Origin of the sequence: Maribacter ulvicola (assembly GCF_900155985.1) — a bacterium.
Taxonomy (GTDB): domain Bacteria; phylum Bacteroidota; class Bacteroidia; order Flavobacteriales; family Flavobacteriaceae; genus Maribacter; species Maribacter ulvicola.
Genome location: NZ_FTMA01000001.1, coordinates 225,182 through 243,974, shown reverse-complemented (window position 1 = coordinate 243,974; position 18,793 = coordinate 225,182). Strand labels below are relative to the sequence as shown.

14 protein-coding genes are annotated in these 18,793 nt (G+C 33.9%); 9 read left to right on the top strand and 5 right to left on the bottom strand.

Features of this window, described 5'->3' with window-relative positions; all coding sequences use genetic code 11:
• Positions 1-4 precede the first annotated feature (4 nt).
• The 5 genes from BW936_RS01040 to BW936_RS01020 all read left to right on the top strand — a co-directional run bounded on the left by BW936_RS01040 (position 5) and on the right by BW936_RS01020 (position 7,278).
• Positions 5-976, top strand: coding sequence for a tryptophan 2,3-dioxygenase family protein (locus tag BW936_RS01040; protein ID WP_076546471.1), 972 nt, complete (start codon positions 5-7; stop codon positions 974-976).
• A complete protein-coding gene (locus BW936_RS01035) occupies positions 976-2,274 on the top strand; it encodes a peptidoglycan DD-metalloendopeptidase family protein (protein WP_076546470.1) in 1,299 nt (432 codons plus the stop codon). The genes BW936_RS01040 and BW936_RS01035 overlap by 1 nt, the downstream gene beginning before the upstream one ends.
• The gene (gene pgi, locus BW936_RS01030) at positions 2,261-3,898 is read left to right on the top strand and encodes a glucose-6-phosphate isomerase (RefSeq protein ID WP_076546469.1); all 1,638 of its coding nucleotides are present in this window, start codon (positions 2,261-2,263) and stop codon (positions 3,896-3,898) included. The genes BW936_RS01035 and pgi overlap by 14 nt, the downstream gene beginning before the upstream one ends.
• Positions 3,899-4,069: 171 nt before the next feature.
• Positions 4,070-6,745: a TonB-dependent receptor gene (locus tag BW936_RS01025; RefSeq protein WP_076546468.1), complete on the top strand. Its 2,676-nt coding sequence runs from the start codon at positions 4,070-4,072 to the stop codon at positions 6,743-6,745.
• Between the two features lie 92 nt (positions 6,746-6,837).
• Positions 6,838-7,278, top strand: a complete 441-nt coding sequence (locus tag BW936_RS01020; protein ID WP_076546467.1) for a hypothetical protein — start codon at positions 6,838-6,840, stop codon at positions 7,276-7,278.
• A gap of 50 nt (positions 7,279-7,328) precedes the next feature.
• On the opposite strand, the gene BW936_RS01015 is transcribed toward BW936_RS01020, so the two are convergent.
• The gene (locus BW936_RS01015) at positions 7,329-8,378 is read right to left on the bottom strand and encodes an endonuclease/exonuclease/phosphatase family protein (protein WP_084181946.1); all 1,050 of its coding nucleotides are present in this window, start codon (positions 8,376-8,378) and stop codon (positions 7,329-7,331) included.
• A gap of 139 nt (positions 8,379-8,517) precedes the next feature.
• Between BW936_RS01015 and BW936_RS01010 the strand changes: the two genes are divergently transcribed.
• Together BW936_RS01010 and BW936_RS01005 are read left to right on the top strand one after the other, a co-directional pair.
• On the top strand, positions 8,518-11,214 hold the full coding sequence (locus BW936_RS01010; protein ID WP_244156152.1) for a carboxypeptidase-like regulatory domain-containing protein: 2,697 nt from the start codon (positions 8,518-8,520) through the stop codon (positions 11,212-11,214).
• A gap of 16 nt (positions 11,215-11,230) precedes the next feature.
• Positions 11,231-12,595 (top strand): DUF5689 domain-containing protein, encoded by a 1,365-nt coding sequence (locus BW936_RS01005; RefSeq protein ID WP_076546464.1) that lies wholly within the window; start codon positions 11,231-11,233, stop codon positions 12,593-12,595.
• 2 nt (positions 12,596-12,597) lie between these two features.
• Here the strand turns inward: BW936_RS01005 and BW936_RS01000 are convergent, their stop codons facing one another.
• From BW936_RS01000 to BW936_RS19320, 3 genes are all read right to left on the bottom strand, one after another.
• Positions 12,598-13,005 (bottom strand): response regulator, encoded by a 408-nt coding sequence (locus BW936_RS01000; RefSeq protein ID WP_076546463.1) that lies wholly within the window; start codon positions 13,003-13,005, stop codon positions 12,598-12,600.
• A gap of 154 nt (positions 13,006-13,159) precedes the next feature.
• Positions 13,160-13,567, bottom strand: coding sequence for a response regulator (locus BW936_RS00995; protein ID WP_076546462.1), 408 nt, complete (start codon positions 13,565-13,567; stop codon positions 13,160-13,162).
• 12 nt (positions 13,568-13,579) lie between these two features.
• On the bottom strand, positions 13,580-15,775 hold the full coding sequence (locus BW936_RS19320) for a PAS domain-containing sensor histidine kinase (RefSeq protein ID WP_084181945.1): 2,196 nt from the start codon (positions 15,773-15,775) through the stop codon (positions 13,580-13,582).
• Positions 15,776-15,910: 135 nt separating this feature from the next.
• Here BW936_RS19320 and BW936_RS00975 point away from each other — a divergent pair, with 135 nt between their 5' ends.
• Together BW936_RS00975 and BW936_RS00970 are read left to right on the top strand one after the other, a co-directional pair.
• Complete coding sequence (locus tag BW936_RS00975) at positions 15,911-16,375, top strand: ankyrin repeat domain-containing protein (RefSeq protein WP_076546461.1); 465 nt, start codon at positions 15,911-15,913, stop codon at positions 16,373-16,375.
• 4 nt (positions 16,376-16,379) lie between these two features.
• Positions 16,380-17,168 carry a nitrilase family protein gene (locus tag BW936_RS00970; protein WP_076546460.1) on the top strand — a complete coding sequence of 263 codons (789 nt, stop codon included), beginning with the start codon at positions 16,380-16,382 and terminating at the stop codon, positions 17,166-17,168.
• Here the strand turns inward: BW936_RS00970 and BW936_RS00965 are convergent.
• Positions 17,152-18,768, bottom strand: a complete 1,617-nt coding sequence (locus BW936_RS00965) for an Ig-like domain-containing domain (protein WP_076546459.1) — start codon at positions 18,766-18,768, stop codon at positions 17,152-17,154. The two genes, BW936_RS00970 and BW936_RS00965, sit on opposite strands and share 17 nt — an antisense overlap.
• Positions 18,769-18,793: the final 25 nt, after the last annotated feature.

The window sequence follows — 18,793 nt, the reverse complement described above, 5'->3', positions numbered from 1 at the left end:
ATAGATGGAAGATAAAGAGAGGATAAAATCCCAAATCTCTAAATTAGAAGAAAAATACAAAGATTCAGGACAAGATCTAAGCTCTTATTTAGATGGTCTATTGCACCAACGGTATCTTACCTTTTGGGATTATATACAACTAGATACCTTATTAAGTTTACAAGTTCCAAGAACACATTTTCCAGATGAAGAGATTTTCATCATGTATCATCAAATTACCGAGCTGTATTTTAAATTAATTTTGCATGAGCAAAAACAATTGGTAGATGATAAAAGTGGCAACCTAGATTTTTTTATAGAAAAGGTTAGGCGGATCAACAGTTACTATAAAGTTTTGATATCATCTTTTGGTGTCATGATCAAAGGAATGGAAAAAGAACAATTTCTGCAGTTTCGTATGGCGCTGTTGCCGGCAAGTGGTTTTCAATCAGCTCAATTTAGAATGATTGAATTATATGCTACACCCTTAGAAAATTTGGTGCATGTTTCAGATAGAACTCACTTATCTTCAGATGCTACAATAGAAGAATTATACGAACATATCTATTGGAAAAAAGGGGCTACAGATGTGGCTACAGGAGAAAAAACCTTGACTTTAAAACAGTTCGAGTATCGTTATACGCCTAGGCTTATAAGAATAGCAAAACAGGTAGAGAACGCTACAATATATCATAAATACTTAAGTTTACCCAAAGAGCAGAGAGAAGATTCAACACTAGTGGATGCCTTGAAGACTTTAGATGCAAATGCTAATATAAATTGGCAATTGATGCACATGGGTTCAGCTCATAGATATCTAAGAAAAGATACAGGTGATATTGAGGCAACAGGTGGTACCAATTGGAAAGAATATTTACCGCCTAGTTTTCAGAAAATTGTATTTTTTCCAGAATTGTACACAGAACAAGAATTAAATAATTGGGGTAAGCAATGGGTAGACCATATGTTGAATCCAGATAAATCAAGAGTAGAATAATGCAGAAGTATTGGGGGATATTATTGGCACTAACAGTAATTGCATCATGCAAAGACGCCGATAATGAGAAGAAAGACATAGCTCAAGATATTAAGGTGGTAGAAGTGCCAGAAGTCAATGAGAGGTTTGGTTTTAATTTAGATGAATTCAATGTTAAATTAGATACTGTTAGATACGGAGATAGTTTTGGTGAATTAATGCAGGATAATAAAGTAGAGTATCCAAAAGTTCTTGCGGTTTCAGAAAATTTTAAAGATACTTTTGATGTACGTAAAATTCGTGTAGGTAAACCATATGCTATTTTACAATCAAAAGATACTACCGCACAAGTTCATGTGTTTATTTATGAGAACGATCCCATTAACTATACGGTAATTGACTTACGAGATAGTGTAAAAGTGTATAAGGATAAGAACAAGGTTAAATTTGTTCAACGAGAGGTTTCTGGGGTGATAGAATCTAGTTTGTCTGAGGCCATACTGGAACAAGGTGTAGATTATAATGTTACGCATAACTTAGCAAACGTATATGCATGGACCATTGATTTTTCTAGATTACAAAAGAATGATAAGTTTAAGATTATCTATAATGAGAAATTTATAAATGATACGGTATATGCAGGGGCTGAGTCTATTGAAGCAGCGTATTTTGAACATAATGGCAAGCCTATTTATGCTTTTGCCTATGAAAACGATTCCTTGCGCAGTTTGGTTGATTATTTTGACGAAAATGCAAATAACCTAAGAAGGACATTTTTAAGGATGCCCGTAGCGTATGGCAGGTTATCATCTAGGTATAATCTGAAACGAAGAATAAAATATTACGGCTATAAATTACGACCTCATAAAGGTACCGACTATGCCGCACCTATTGGAACACCTATTATGGCCACTGCAGACGGGACTGTGGTAGAATCTACAAGGAGAGGCGGTAATGGTAAATATGTTAAAATTAGGCACAACGGCACGTATTCTACCCAGTATCTTCATATGAAGGCTCAAAAGGTGAAAAAAGGTGAATTTGTTAGGCAAGGAGATGTCATAGGTTGGATCGGTATGACCGGTAATACAGGAGGACCTCATGTATGTTATCGCTTCTGGAAAAATGGAAGGCAGGTTGACCCTTTAAAAGAAGAATTGCCACAAGCAGAACCTTTACACGATTCGTTAAAGGAAGAATATTTCGCATATATTTCTACATATAAAGAACAGTTAGATTGTATAATCTACCCCAAAGTTTTAATTGAAGAAGAAGACGAGGATTTAATAACACTTAATCAAGAAAATGGCACTAGATAAAATAAACCCACAGCAAACAGATATTTGGAATAAGTTAACGGCACATTACAACGAAACTAAGAGCGAGCATCTTAGAAGTTTGTTTTCTTCGGATGTAAAAAGGGCTGAAAAATTTACGCTACAGTGGAATGATTTTTTATTTGATTATTCCAAGAACAGAATCTCTGAAGAGACTATGCAAATGTTGTTTAAGTTAGCGGATGAGGTGAATTTAAAAGGAGCTATCAAAGATTATTTTGGTGGAGATTTAATTAACGAAACAGAAGGTAGGGCGGTACTTCATACTGCTTTACGTGCTAAGAAAGATGATGTAGTTTTGGTTGATGGCGAAAATGTAATGCCAGAAATCTATGAAGTAAAAGCGCATATAAAAGAATTTACAGATTCGGTAATCAACGGAGATTTAAAAGGATATACAGGTAAAGCTTTTACAGATGTAGTCAATATAGGTATTGGTGGATCAGATTTAGGTCCGGCAATGGTAACCGAAGCATTAAAGTTCTACAAAAATCATTTAGCCGTTCATTTTGTTAGTAATGTAGATGGTGATCATGTACATGAAGTTTTAAAGACTTTGGATCCAGAGACCACTTTATTCGTAGTAGTTTCTAAAACCTTTACTACGCAAGAAACGTTAAGTAATGCCACTACGATAAAGAAGTGGTTTTTAAAACACGGTTCGCAAGAAGATATTGCAAAGCATTTTGCCGCAGTATCAACTAACAGTGAAAAAATAGCCGAGTTCGGTATTGATGCTGCGAACGTATTCCCCATGTGGGACTGGGTAGGTGGTAGATTCTCATTATGGAGTGCAGTAGGTTTAACAATTGCCTTGGCGGTAGGTTATGATAACTTTGATGCTTTGTTGGAAGGAGCCAATGAAACCGATATACATTTTCAGGAAACTGATTTTTCAGAAAACATTCCTGTAATTATGGCTTTGGTAAGTGTTTGGTACAATAATTTTTATGGCGCTGAAACAGAAGCTATAATCCCTTACGCACAATATTTAAGTAGATTCTCTGCTTATTTACAGCAAGGTATTATGGAAAGTAATGGTAAGAGTGTAGATAGAGCCGGTAATACTGTTGGTTATGAAACAGGGACTATTATTTGGGGAGAACCAGGTACAAATTCGCAACATGCCTTTTTTCAATTAATACACCAAGGAACGAAATTAATACCGACAGACTTCATAGGTTTTAAGCATTCTTTACATGGAGATAAAGATCATCATGATAAATTGATGGCAAATTATTTCGCACAGACCGAGGCTTTAATGAATGGTAAAACTAAAGAAGAAGTAGTCGCAGAATTAAGGGCTAAAGATTTATCAGAATCTGAAATTAATAAACAAGCTCCATTCAAGGTATTTGCAGGTAATAAACCTACCAATACTATTTTAATGAATAAGCTGACTCCAAAAAGTTTAGGCTCTTTAATTGCTTTGTACGAGCATAAGATTTTTGTGCAAGGAGTGATTTGGAACATATTTAGTTATGATCAATGGGGTGTAGAATTAGGTAAACAACTTGCAGGGACAATTCTTGATGATATTAACAATTCAGAAATGTCTGATCATGACAGCTCAACATTGAGACTTTTGCAATATTTTAAGAAATAAATTTCAATACTTTAAAGTTACTATTAAAAGGGTAACTAATTCATTTTCACATAAATCGTGTTTAGTTTTTAAGTATTTTTGTCTTGCTGATTTAACGTTCTCTTAACGTTGGAGGTATAAAAATAATTGAATTTTGCAGCAAGTTAAAAAACTAACAAATACTCTAAGAAAATGAAAAAAATGTATTTTGCATTAGCGGCATTTTTAATGACCGTAACTGCTTTTTCACAAGGACCAATTACTGGTACTGTATTAGATGGCGATACCAATACTCCATTGCCAGGTGCTACAGTAATGGTAAAAGGGACTACTAATGGAACATCAACTGATTTTGATGGTAATTTTACAATTAACACAAGTGCCGAGTCTGGAACTTTAGTAGTTTCTTACATCGGTTTTAATTCAAAGCAAATTGCTTTTACTGCTTCAGGTAATATTGGTTCTGTTGTTTTAGAACCTAATGCTGAAGAATTAGAAGGTGTTGTTGTAACTGGAATTTTAGATATAGCAAAGGATAGAGAAACTCCTGTTGCTGTCTCAACTATTAGAGCTGCGGAGATACAAGAAAAATTAGGTTCTCAAGAATTACCTGAGTTACTTAAATCTACTCCTTCTATATACGCTACCAAAACAGGTGGTGGTTTTGGTGATGGTAGAGTTAACGTAAGGGGTTTTGATTCTAGAAACACTGCTGTTATGGTTAACGGTATTCCCGTAAATGATATGGAAAACGGTGCTGTATACTGGAGTAACTGGGCAGGTTTAGGAGATGTAACTACTGCTATGCAAGTTCAAAGAGGTTTAGGTTCTTCTAAATTAGCAATTTCTTCTGTTGGTGGTACTATTAATGTAATTACAAAGTCTACTGAAAAAGAAGAAGGTGGTACAGTAACCTTAGGCGGTGGTAATGACGGCTACTTAAAAACTACTGTTGCTTATAATACTGGTAAGTCTGATAAAGGTTTTGCTGCATCGGTTTTATTAGGTAGAACTGCAGGTGATGGTTACAATTATTTTATTGGTTTAGGTTACGAACCAAATGAAAAGCATAATTTCCAATTTGTATTAACAGGTGCACCACAAGTTCACAATCAAAGAACATCAAGTTTCTTTAACGTAGCAACTTTGGCTGATCACTTAGAATATGGTGCTAAATACAACTACAACGGTGGTACTTTAAACGGAGAAGAATTTGGATGGAGAAGAAATTTCTATCACAAGCCAATTACTTCTTTAACTTGGGAGTGGAAAGCATCTGAGAAATCAACATTATCTACTTCTGCTTACGCATCTTTTGGTCGTGGTGGTGGTACTGGTGATATTGGTTCAGGACCAAGCTTTGGTTTTGCAAGTTCTAGCAGATATAGAATACCTGAAACAGGACAAGTTGATTACGATTTAATTTCTCGTTTTAATGGTGGAGAAGCAGTTACATTTTATGATGGTAACGACTACCAATTATCTCCAAATGGTGATGGCGAATATATTACAACAAGTTTTGGTGATGGTTTGGCTAGAAGAGCATCTATCAACTCTCATAACTGGTTTGGTGTTATAGCTAACTTAAATACTCAGATTGATGAGAAATGGAGTTATGATGTTGGTGTGGATTTAAGAAGTTACAAAGGAATTCACTATAGAAGAATGGATAACCTATTAGGTGCTGACGGATATTTTGATGATGATGATATCAATAACCCAACTCATGTTATTCGTGATGGTGATACTATAGATTCTGATTTTAGTTCTATTGTAAATGTGTTTAAGAGCATTGATGATGAAGAGAAAATTGACTATTACAATGACGGTCTAGTAAGATGGACTGGGGCATTCGGTCAAGTAGAATATACAGATGGTGTAGTATCTGCATTTGTGCAAGGTGGTATTTCAAATCAAGGATTTAAGAGAATCGATTATTTTAATTATTTAGATTCTGATCCATTACAAGAAACAGATTGGGAGAATATTTTAGGTGGTAACATTAAAGGTGGTGCTAACTTTAACTTGAATGAAGCTAACAACGTATTCTTTAACGCTGGTTATTATTCAAAACAACCTCAATTCGATGCAGTTTATATCAACTTTCAGAACGAATTAAATCCTGATTTGACTAATGAAAAAGTATTAGGTTTAGAAATGGGTTACGGTCTTAATCTTGGTGATTTTAGAGCTAAGGTTAACATTTATAGAACTACTTGGAAAGATAGATTCGTTAGAATTGGTGTTGAAACTCCAACAGGAGATGAAGGTAATGCGAACATTAATGGTGTAGAGCAAATTCACCAAGGTATTGAAATTGAAGCAGATTACCGTGCATCAGATGTTGTACAGTTTAGAGGTATGTTATCTTTAGGTGATTGGGAATATGCAGGTAATGCATTTGGTCAAGCCTTAGATGATGACAGAAATGTTATTGATCCAGATGTTACATTGTTCTTAGATGGTGTAAAAGTAGGAGATGCGGCTCAGTTCACAACGAACTTAGAAATGATCATTAGACCTATTGAAGATCTTAAAATTAGTGCAAATCTTTACAATGCGTCAAGATTATATGCATTCTTAAATGCTGAAGATTTTGATTCTGCTGATAACCAAGGTTCATTGCGTTTACCAAGTTATACACTTTTTGACTTAGGTGCATACTATACTTTTGGATTTGGAGGGAACAATAAACTAAGTATTGCAGCTAACGTAAACAACCTTTTTGATACAGAGTATATTGCTGAATCTTTGACAAATACTTTTGCAGATGGTAATGGATCTACTTACGAAGGAATTTCTACTAATAACAAAGTATTCTTTGGATTTGGAAGAACATTTAACGTAAGTGCTCGTTACAGTTTCTAAGAGTTTAATTATAATAAATAAAAACCCTGACTGCAAAGTCAGGGTTTTTTTATGCTTAAAATTCAGTACATTTAAAACTTAAAATTAGAACTATGTACGAAACTATTCACATGCTACATTCATACTTGGCTTATATAGCATTGGCTGTATTGATCTTAGCTGTTATTAATGCTATTTCAGGGCTTGTAGGTAAGCGAATCTTTAATATGGGAAAAGACCTTAGATTAAGTCTTTTTGCACTTATTTTATGCCATATTCAACTTTTGGTGGGTCTAATATTATATTTTGTTTCTCCAAGCGGATTAAGCGCAATACAAGAGTTTGGTATGGGTGGTTTAACCTCGGCTGCGCGTTTATTAGCAGTTGAGCATCCGTTTATTAATATATTGGCAATTGCATCAATAACGGTTGGCTGGTCAAGACATAAGAAATTTGTTGATGGGGCTAAAAAGTTTAAAAGTATTGCCATTTTTTACACCATAGGTCTACTTCTAATATTAAGTAGAATTCCGTGGGGTCAGTGGTTTAATTAAATAAAGTAAGAGCAGTAAAAAACTAACCAAATATTTAGTTGGTTGGTTTTTTACTTTTGCTTTTTAATGAGGTGTAGGTATACTGGAAAGTGGTCACTATAACCACCTATATAACTCCCTCCTGCATATGTTCGTAACGGATAGCCTTTATATTTTCCTTTTGGGTCTATTAAATAAGAGGAAGTAAATATCCCTACCTTCCAATAATTATAACTTTCTTTTTCTTTGTTGATAAGGGTTGATGTCATGTAAAATTGGTCAAACAAATTCCACTTGTCTCTATAGGCTAACGAGCCTCTTCCTTTCTTATAAAGTTTTTCCATAGGTCCGTAAAGACTTAAAGAGTCCAAATTCTTATAATTTTTTTCAACTTGTAATATTTTTTTGAAACTAGGATCAATGGGGTCATCATTGAAATCTCCCATGCTTATAATTTTAGCTTCTATATCTAACCTTTGAATAGAATCAATAATGCGCTTATTTAATTTAGCGGCTTCTAGTCTAAAGGGTCTACTTCTTGCTTCGCCACCACTTCTAGAGGGCCAATGATTCACCATAAAGTATATTTTTTCAGTATCTAATAGTCCCTCAACTATAAGTTGGTCTCTGGTGTAGTCTCGTTTCCCATCTAAGTTATAAAGTAGTAATCTATGGCTATTGAAGTTTACAGGAACAAATGCATTTTTCTTATAAAGTAGGGCAACATCAATACCGCGTTCATCGGGAGATTGGAAATGTATAATTCCGTAGTTAAATTTTACGATGTTTTTATGAAGAACTAAATCTTCTAAAACGCCTAAGTTTTCTACTTCACAAACGCCAATAATGTCAGGTGCGGTTTTATTATCCGCTGAACCAATTTCAGAAATAACCTTAGACATATGTTCTATTTTTTTCAAATAGCGTTCTTCTGTCCAGTTGTCTTTTCCTTCTGGAGTTCTATCATCATCATAAATTAAAGAATCATTTTTAGTATCAAATAAGTTTTCAAGATTGTAAAATGCCACTGTTCTAATTTGATAAGTGTTAGCGTTTTGTGAAAACGTACCTATAGGAAAGAGTAAGAGAATGGAGACTAATAATCGCATTATAGAGAGCATTTTAACTTAATAATGTACGAGTATACGGAATTTTCACGTTAATTATTTCTTAAACAGTATCTTAATAGCTCATTAATAAGCTTTTACGTATAGCATGGTCAAGTATTTCTTGTTTTTATTCCTATTTTTTAAAATATGTTTGCTTTATCCTCAAAGTCCCATTACAATATCTGGGGTAGTAAAAGAAAATATTGGTAAGGAATTGATTACAAGCGTAATGGTTGTTTTGGAAGGCGAATCAATAACCACAAAGACGAATGAGTTAGGAGAGTTTCAACTTGTCACTTCACATAAAGGAGAATTTATACTTCAAATTTCTTTTACTGATTATAACATTAAAAGGATACCCGTATTTCTCAATAATAACAGCATTGATTTAGGGGTAATATTTTTAGATCGAGATATAACCATAGAGAAATCAATTAACCTAATTAATATAACTGATGATGAGTTATTAGATGATGAGATAAATTCTAATGCGCTGGCTTTATTACAATCAACGAGAGATATTTTTTTAAATAGAGCTGCGTTTGATTTTGGTCAGGCATTTTTTAGGGTAAGAGGTTATGATTCTCAATATGGAGAAGTTCATTTGAACGGGTTGCCCATGAATAAAATGTATGACGGCAGACCGCAATGGAATAACTGGGGAGGATTGAACGATGTTATAAGAAATCAACAATATGCGAACGGTTTAGAAGCTTCAGATTTTACTTTTGGAGGCATTTTAGGAAATACGAATATAGATTTACGACCATCAGGATTACGGTCTGGCACAAGATTATCATCTTCTTTGTCTAACAGAACGTATAGGGGCAGACTAATGGCAACCTATAATTCTGGAGTTAAAGATGAAAAACTCGCCTACATTATTTCTGCTTCTAGGCGGTGGGCAAAAGAAGGGTATATGGATGGTACCTTGTATGATTCTTATTCTGTCTACGGTTCAATGGAGTATCTATTAAATGAAAAGAATACAATTTTGGGAACTGTAATAATGGCGTCTAATAGAAGAGGACGCTCGTCTGCAATAACAGAAGAGGTACAAGGAATACAAGGAAATAGGTATAACCCTTATGTTGGTATTCAAAACGGAAAAATTAGAAATTCTAGGGAAAGGCACATTAGAGAGCCATTGTTCTTAATTAATTACCACCACGAATCTAACAAACTTCAAATTAAGGCAGGTATTGGTTACCAAACCGGTGTATATAAAAGGAGCCGCCTAGGGTATTATAATGCTCCTAACCCAGACCCTACGTATTACCGATATTTACCCAGTTTTTATTTGAACAGCCCTATTGGCGCAAATTATGAAAGTGCCATACAGGCGGAAGAAGGTTTCCTTGAACATCCACAGTTTGACTGGAATACCATTTATAAAGCGAATACAAGTATAAGTCAGAACGGGGAAGCGGCTTATGTGTTATATGACGATACCACTAAAGACAATCAATTAACGGTAAGGGCGACGGCCAATATAAATATTGATAGTCATTTAAAAATTGACATTGGTTTAACACACCGCCAACTAAACTCTAATAACTATGCTCAAATAGATGACCTCGTAGGGGCAGAGTATCATAAAGATATAGATGTGTTTTCAGAAACATTAAATGATGTCTCAACTGATGTACATAAACTAGAAGGTGAAATTTTCAATTATAATTATGATTTAAACGGAAGCCATACAGATATGTACACCCAATTAAATGCCCACTTTAATAAGGTAAAGGCATTTGTGTCAGGAAAGTATGCTATGGCTAATTATCAAAGAGAAGGCTTGTTTAAGAATGAACGCTTTGTAGATAATTCTTTAGGAAAGAGCGAACAGGTTAAGTTTTTAAATTGGTCAGTAAAATCAGGTGCATTGTATTCTATAACTGGTAGGCATTGGGCTGCTGTTAATGCGGCCATGATCAATAAAGCACCTGTTTTACAAAATGTATTTATAAATCCTAGAGAAAACAATGCTATTGTTCCCAATTTGCAGAGCGAAACTATTACCAGTATAGATGCTAATTATTTTCTTAGAATGCCAAAGTTGACGGGTAGATTAACTGGGTTTTATACACGTTTTCAAAATACGACAGATGTAAATTTCTTTTTCGTTGATTCTGGGGTGGGTTCAGATTTTGTGCAAGAAGTAATCACTGATTTAGACAAATTACATATGGGTGTTGAACTTGGTTTGGAATATCAGTTATCTAGCGCTGTTAATTTATCATTAGTTGCTTCAGTGGCAAAACATGAATATGCCAGTAATCCTTTTGTGACTATTAATTTTGACACTGCGGGTGCAGCAGAAGATTTGATAGATATATCTGGTTCTAAATTTTTAGGTCAGTCTGCCGTAAAGAGATACAAGCTAGCGCAAGGTCCGCAAAAGGCCATTGCAGTAGGTATAGCATATAGGGATCCTAAATATTGGTGGGTAAGTGCTTCAGCCAATTACTTGGCTAATAATTATGCCAATATTTCTACAATTACTAGAACCCAAAGTTTTTTAATTGATCCGGAGACACAACTAAAATTCCCAGATGCAACAGATGAAAATGTACAGAAGCTTTTGAGACAAAAACTACTTGATAATTTTTATTCATTGAATATGGTGGGCGGTAAGTCTTGGCTTAAGAAAGGGAAGTACATAAGTGTATTTGCCAGTATTAATAATGTTTTTGATACCACGTTTAGAACTGGTGGCTACGAGCAAAGTAGAAATGGAAATTATGGTCAGCTAAAGCAAGATAACTTAAGTGGCAATCCGTCTTTTGCACCTAAATATTGGTATGGTTTCGGAAGAACCTATTTTTTAAATTTTGCCTTTAGTTTTTAGGCATCAAGAAATTTGTATGAATCTTAGTTTAAATAAATATGTTATAATAATTACTGTAATCACCATGTTTTTCTCATGTGTGAAGAACAGAGAATTTGACACACCGGAGACAGGTTGTTCAGATTCTGATTTTACATTCATCAGTATATCGGAATTAAAAGGTTTATATGCTGGCGAGACTAGGCAGATTCATGAAGATTTAGTAGTTAAGGGCTATGTAATATCATCAGATAAAGCAGGTAATTTTTTTAATACCATTCATTTTCAGGATGAGTCAAAAAATCCTACGGAAGGTATGCAGATAGAATTGGAATTAAGAGATGCTCATTTGTTCTTTGATGTTGGTCAACAAATCATCATAAAACTAAAAGGATTGTATTTAGGACAGTCTAATGAGGGGTATAAAATTGGTGGTGTATTTACCTCTTTTGGAAACCGTAGTGTGGGTAGGCTGCCTAAAAATGTTGTTTTTGACCATGTGTTGATCTCTTGTGAAGCAAATATTGGTATAGAACCTACTTCAGCTGTTATCTCAGAATTAAGCAATGCTATGTTAAATACCTTGATCGTCATAAATAATGTAGAAATTAAACAAGAAGAACTTGGGGAGACTTTCGCTATTAAAGAAGAGGAGACGATAAGAACCCTTGTAGATTGTTTTGATAACGAATTGATGATGGTAAACAGTGGATATGCTGATTTTCAATCTAAGATTCTACCGGATAAAAAGGGAACTGCTACCGGATTATTGACAAAAGATAATAATCAATATCAGCTAATCATTCGTAGTGTAAATGATCTTGAATTTGAACAAGAACGATGTGAAGATTTTATAGACGAATTTACTTCTTCATCAATTTTAATATCTGAGATTGCCGACCCTGACAATAATGCAGGCGCACGGTTTGTAGAGCTTTATAACGCATCAGAAGAAAGCTTATCTTTAAAAGGTTGGAATTTGGAACGTTACACCAATGATAATATTGAAGTAAGTTCAAAAATAGACTTGTCTGAATATGAAATATCTGGCAGGGGGTTCTTAATAATTTCTCCCAATGTAGAAGAATTTAAAAATGTTTACGGCTTTGATCCTGATGTTTCTGTAGGCACAAATTCACCGGCAGATTCTAATGGCGATGATACCATTGTATTAGTAGACCCTTTTTATTCTGTTGTAGATATTTTTGGGGTTATTGGTGAAGATGGTAGCAGTACCAACCACGAATTTGAAGATGGTAGAGCTGTAAGAAAACTAGAAATAGCTATTAACAATGCCGATTTTAATTCAGCTGAATGGTTAATTTATAATGATACTGGTGCCGAGGGTACCATAAACCAGCCTCAAAATGCTCCGTTAGATTTTAATCCGGGTGTCAGATAAAATTACGTTATGTCTTTCGAATCGATAATTTTTTGAACGGTATTTTGGGTTAAAGGCTTTACAATATAGTCTTTGACCAATTTGTAATCTTTGGCTTTTTTCATGTACTTAGGGCTAATGAAAGAACTGGTGATATAAATTTTAATATGCCCTATTTTATCTTCAGGTAGTTCTTCAAATTCCTCTAAAAAAGACCATCCGTCTCTATTAGGCATATTCAAATCTAAAAAGATGACCTCTGGTAAATTGATGTTTTCTACAAGTAAACCAATTAAACCATCAAGAGCTTCTTGACCTCCAGAATAATATAAAATGTTGTCACTAAAGTTAAGCTGCTTTAGGATATTCTTACTGCTAATCGAAAAAAATTCGTCGTCATCAATAATACAACAACTAGAAAATATGCTCATTTTTAATTATTTCAAAAGTAAATCTAAATTAGATTTTAGATGCCTAAATCTGTAAATGACTAAGGTATATAAATTATTAAAAACAAATATTTAATAAAAATAAGTTACACTCATTTTTATTAACAATGACATTGTTAAAAATATAGTTTTTAGATTAACTTTCTACTGGAGCTCCTAATATTTTAGTTAAATCATCTGGGGTAATGGGTTTTAAAATATAAGTATCAACTTGCTCATAATTTTTAACCTGTTCTAGATCCCTTGGGTCTACCGAGGAACTAATGATATAAATTACGATTTTTTTGGATCTTGGGCTTTGACAATTTTTAAATTCATCTAGAAATTCCCAGCCATTTAAAACAGGCATATTTAAATCTAAAAATATCACATCTGGTAATGGTTCATTGGCAACGCACAATTTCATTAGCCCGTCTAGAGCATCTTGTCCATTGGTATAGACTAAAATAGATGTGGCAAAACCTACTTCTTTAATGATTCGTTTGGTTCCATATACAAATATAGGATCGTCATCTATGATACAACACGTTTTAACGTTCTTCATAATCAATTTTAATTAGCTCTGTTTTAGTTTAATGAATAAAGTAGTTCCTTTGTTGACTTCGCTTTTAATACTAATAGTACCATTCATGGATTCTATTTGATTTTTAGTGATAAATAGCCCAATACCTTTAGCATCTTTATGTTTATGAAATGTTTTGTACATGCCAAAAATCTTACCTCCATGTCTATTTAAATCTATCCCTTGGCCATTATCCGTAAAGGAAATAACGATGTCATCCTCTTTTAATTTAGAGGTTATTTCAATGACCGGAGTTCTATTCAAAGAGCGGTATTTTAAAGCGTTCGTAAGAATATTTAAAAATATACTCTCTAGGTATGCTGGTACTGCATTGACAAAGTGTGTTTTAGAAACATCAATATTTAAGGTTGCATCTTGCTCTTCAAGCAAGCCATTTATACTTTTCGTAATTTGGTGAACGGTGTTTAAAACGCTAACACTTTGTAGTTGTTCAAGAGCGCCTGTTTTAACTTGTACGACATCATTTAAATGTGCAATGGTTTCTGATAAACTATCCGTAGCACTTGTTAGCATTTTATTTAGATTTTTCCGTTCGTCTTCATCTTCCTCTTCCCTTAAAAACTTGGTAAGCATGGTCATATTTGTTGAATGAGAACGCAGGTTATGTGATACTATATGTGCGAAATTGGTTAAGCTTTCATTCTGACTTTTGGTGACTTCAACTAATGTTTCTAGTTTTTTTTGAGATTCTATTCTATTGGTAATATCTAATACTTGAGAAATAAAATGAGAAACCCCTCCTTCAATTTCTTTTACAGAAGTGACCGTTAAAATTGCATATATAAGATTGCCATTTTTATGAAGATAACGCTTCTCTAGTTGGTAGCTATCTCTTCGGCCTTTGATTACATCTTCAAGCAATGATAGGTCGCTATATAAATCTTCTGGGTGGGTAATGTCTTGAAATGTTAGTTTTAAAAATTCATTTGAAGAGTAGCCTAAACTTTTGCATAAGCTATTATTAACTTTTATCCAAGAGCCATCTGTTGCTACCAGAGCCATTCCAATTGCAGAGTGTTCAAAGGTTTCTGTAAAGGATTTGGTACTTCTGGCCAGCTTAAGTTCTATACTGCGAAGTTCAGTAATGTCCCAATTTGCCCCGGTCATTTTAATCACTTTACCATTTATATCCCTAATGGTTTTGGATATGCCTTTTATATGTTTTATTGTTCCATTTTGATGTTTTATTCTAAATTCTTCATCAAAATCCTTTATACCTTCAGCGGCTTCTCGGGTAGCTTGTAAAGCTCTTTCTTTGTCGTCTGGATGTAAGGTTGATGACCAAGCTTCAAATGTCCCTGAAAATTCATTTTCATTAACATCAAAAATCTTATACATTTCCCTATCCCATGTAATTTCATTTTTGACTATATCGTAATCCCAATTTCCAATTTTTGCTGTTTGGGTCGTTATTTTAAGCCGTTCAGATATTTCTTCATGAGCTAATTGAATCTTCTTTTTTTGGTCAATGTCCTGGAAAGTTCCAATGAGTTTAACAGCTTTGCCATTTATTAATTCTACTTCACCTTTGGCAGACACCCATACTTCATTGCCTTTAGCAGTAATAATTATTAATTCGGTGTCAAAGGCTTTACCTTCGGCAATGGCAGTACTTACTAGGTGCGTAATATTTTCGCGATGAATACCTTTCTTGTAAAAATTTATTCCGTTTTCTAAATTTGGAATAAAATCTTCACTTACTTCATGAATATCTTTGGTGGTTTTTGTCCAGTTAACCAAACCGCTTCTCAGATCAAGCTCCCAGCAACCTATTCTAGCAACTTCTTCTGCTTTATGTAGTAGTTCAATTTCCTTTTTATCGGTAGTTATATCGTCTAAAAAAATAACGGCTCCGTCAAAACCATGAGTCTCATAAGTTGATGGCAAAATTTTCCATTTCAACCACTGGACTTCACCGTTTGATAAAATATATTTTTGTCCAGGATTCACGTTATCCTTTCCATTTACCGCATTTTTTAAGGCTTTTTTAAATTGCTCAGGCGTTTCTATGGTTACATCGAATAGATGTTTGTCTGTTATATCGGTATTGTTTAAGGTAAAATTACGTTGCCACTGGTTAGAGTAACTAATAAAGTTTAACTTAGTATCTACGATAGCAATTGAATTGGGGGACTCTGCTAAAAGAAAGTCAATGGCTAATGTTTTCAAAGATTCTTACATTTTAAATTAAAGGTACGTATTTGATTTAAGGTAAGAAAAAAATATTACTCAGTAAGAAAATACATCTTATTTTGAATATTTTCAATTTCTATAGAACAATGATAATTTTAAAATATAAAAACTATGAACGAGTTTTTTTTTAAGGCAATTAGAGAAGGTAGTTTTAACAAGGTTAAGGCTATGTTAGAAAAAAACCCTGTACTTGTCAATAGTAAAGATACTAGGGGGTCTACACCTTTGATTTTGGCTACGTATTATGATGAAAAAGAAATTGCAGTGCTACTGTTGGCCAAAGGTGCAAAGATCGATGCTGTAGACGCATCTGGGAACACTGCTTTAATGGGGGTTTGTTTCAAGGGTTTTACAGATATAGCAAAGATGTTAATAGAACAAAAAGCTCAATTAAATGAGCGTAACGCAATGGGTGCAACTTCCTTGATTTATGCCGTTCAGTTTAACCGTTTAGAGATAGCTAAATTATTAATAGCTAATGGTGCGGATAAGACGATAAAAGACAATAGGGGGAACAGTGCATTGGATCATGCTAAAACCCAAGGTTTAAGTGCTTTTCTTGATATGTTAGAGTAAAATTATGAAAGAGAATAAAAACAATGGGTTAAGAGTTGCCTTAATTCAATCTACATTATATTGGGAGAATCCGGTTGCTAATAGGGAAATGTTTCAAACCAAAATTGATCAAATTATTGCACCTGTTGATATTATTGTTTTGCCAGAAATGTTCACTACAGGCTTTTCCATGTCGCCCGGTAATATTAAAAAAGAAGAAGGGTTGAAGACTCTAGATTGGATGAAGAATATTGCTCACTCCAAAAATACCGCAGTAGTTGGAAGTATTATATTCTACGAAAATGATAAGTATTATAATAGGCTTTTTTTTGTAAAACCAAACAGAACATTTGAAACTTACGACAAAAGGCATACATTCACGTTGGCAGGTGAGGATAAAGAGTATTCCTCAGGTAAGGAAAGATTGATTGTGAATTATAAGGGATTTTCTATTTGTCCTTTAGTGTGTTATGATCTTCGCTTTCCTGTGTGGAGTAGAAATACGGAAAATTTTGATGTATTATTATATACGGCAAATTGGCCAACACCTAGAATTAATGCGTGGAATGCTCTTTTGAAAGCTAGGGCTATTGAGAATATGGTATATTGTATTGGTGTAAATCGTATAGGTGAAGACAAGGTAGGGCATAAATACTCAGGGCATACTAGCGTATATGATCCTCTTGGAGAGTTGCTTTTGCTTTCTGAAATAGAAGAGACTGTTATTGTTGAGTTATTTAAAAATGAAATTAACCTAGTTAGAAAAAAATTTCGTTTTCTAGACGATCGTGATGGGTTTAGTCTATTAAATTAAAGGTTTCTATTTTCTCCCAATTAGCTCGTAATTCAATTAAATTAGGATAGTAACTTATTTTTTCTGGTTGTCTTTTCTCTAGCAAATTACCAGTGTCCCATTTGCCATTTTTGTTTCTATCAAAAATCACACGTGCTTGGTATTGGCCGGGGTCAAGATTGTCAAAAATGTATGCTTGCGGCTTCTTAGCATAAATTTCACGTTGTAAATCGCCCTTTTCATTGGTTAATTGCACAATTATGGGGTATACAATATTGCCACCATTTATATTTAAAGTTAGATTACCATAATCAGCAAGGCTTTTAGTTCTAAAAGAGTATGCAACTGAATCATTAGTTGTTTCAAAAAAATCTGTGACCGCACCGGGCACAAGTTCCATTCTATAGTTTTGGGAAGGAGCAACTTTAAAATTAAAATTTAATAAATTTTCAATAGTATCCAATTTTAGGCTGTAGGCTATTTCTACAGAGTCTTTATCCATCAATTTTATTTTAGTACTGTCATAGCTAACTAATGGTGTGTTGCTTAATAGGTTTAAAGGCTGATCCATTGCTATGTTTCCATTTTGACTCATGGAAATTTTTAAGGAGTCAAATGCAACTTTTCTATTTTTCACTTTAAAGGTATCCTTGACTTTTAAATTTTCATTAGTAATGGTAAAAAGAAGAGAATCCATTTCGTAGGGGGTAAACCAAAAGTTCAAGGTATCTTTTTCTCTTTCTTTTAAAATTTTTGTTCTAACCGTATCAGGTATTTCGGTGAGTGTTTCAATTTTAATATCTTCAGCTTCACCATAATACCCAAAACTTATTCTATTACTGGCTTCCATGCTAGGTACGGCTACACCATAATCTTGAACTTCTTTGAATAGATTTAGAAGATAGATAGAGTCAGTGGGTAAACTAATAGTGTCTTCTACAAAACCTATCTTATCGGTTTTCTGGTCAAACAAATTATTGCTCGAGGCATCTTTTATACCAAATAAAGCGTATTTGCCTTCCTTTAGATTTTTAAGCTTGAATATTATGGCGCTATCCAGTGTATTTGTAATATAGTTAGGTGGTCTTTTATAAACGGTAGAGTCGTTATAACTACTATCGATTTTATAAAGCATAACGCTAACAAAATCATCTACTTTTTTATTGAAGGCATCTTTTACCACTCCTGAAAGCTCCAATGAATCAATATAATTGCCAGTTGAGAAAACATAGGTGAAAAAAGATTTTGGGTTTTCCTCGTTATTATCTACAATTCCTTGACCGAAGTTAAAAGTATAGGTGGTATTAGGTTCAAGTGTATCTTTAATAGTGATTTCAATATATTTGTTGGCATTACCGATCGGCGAAAGAACTGGTGTGTTTTTTAGAGGGGGAGATATAATAAGTTGTTTTTGAATATCTTTTAACTTTACTAATTCGTTAAAATATAATCTAATTTTTTGTCCAGTAAAATTAGTGGTCAGATTAGGAGGTTCTGCACGTGTCAGTTCTGGTGGTGTAATGTCTTTTGGCCCACCTGTAGGCGTGCCTCGTTGTGCACATTGGTAAGATACCAGTACAATGACAAAAACAAATAAGAAACCTAGAATTTTTCTGCCCATTAGTATAATTATCGACCACAAAGAA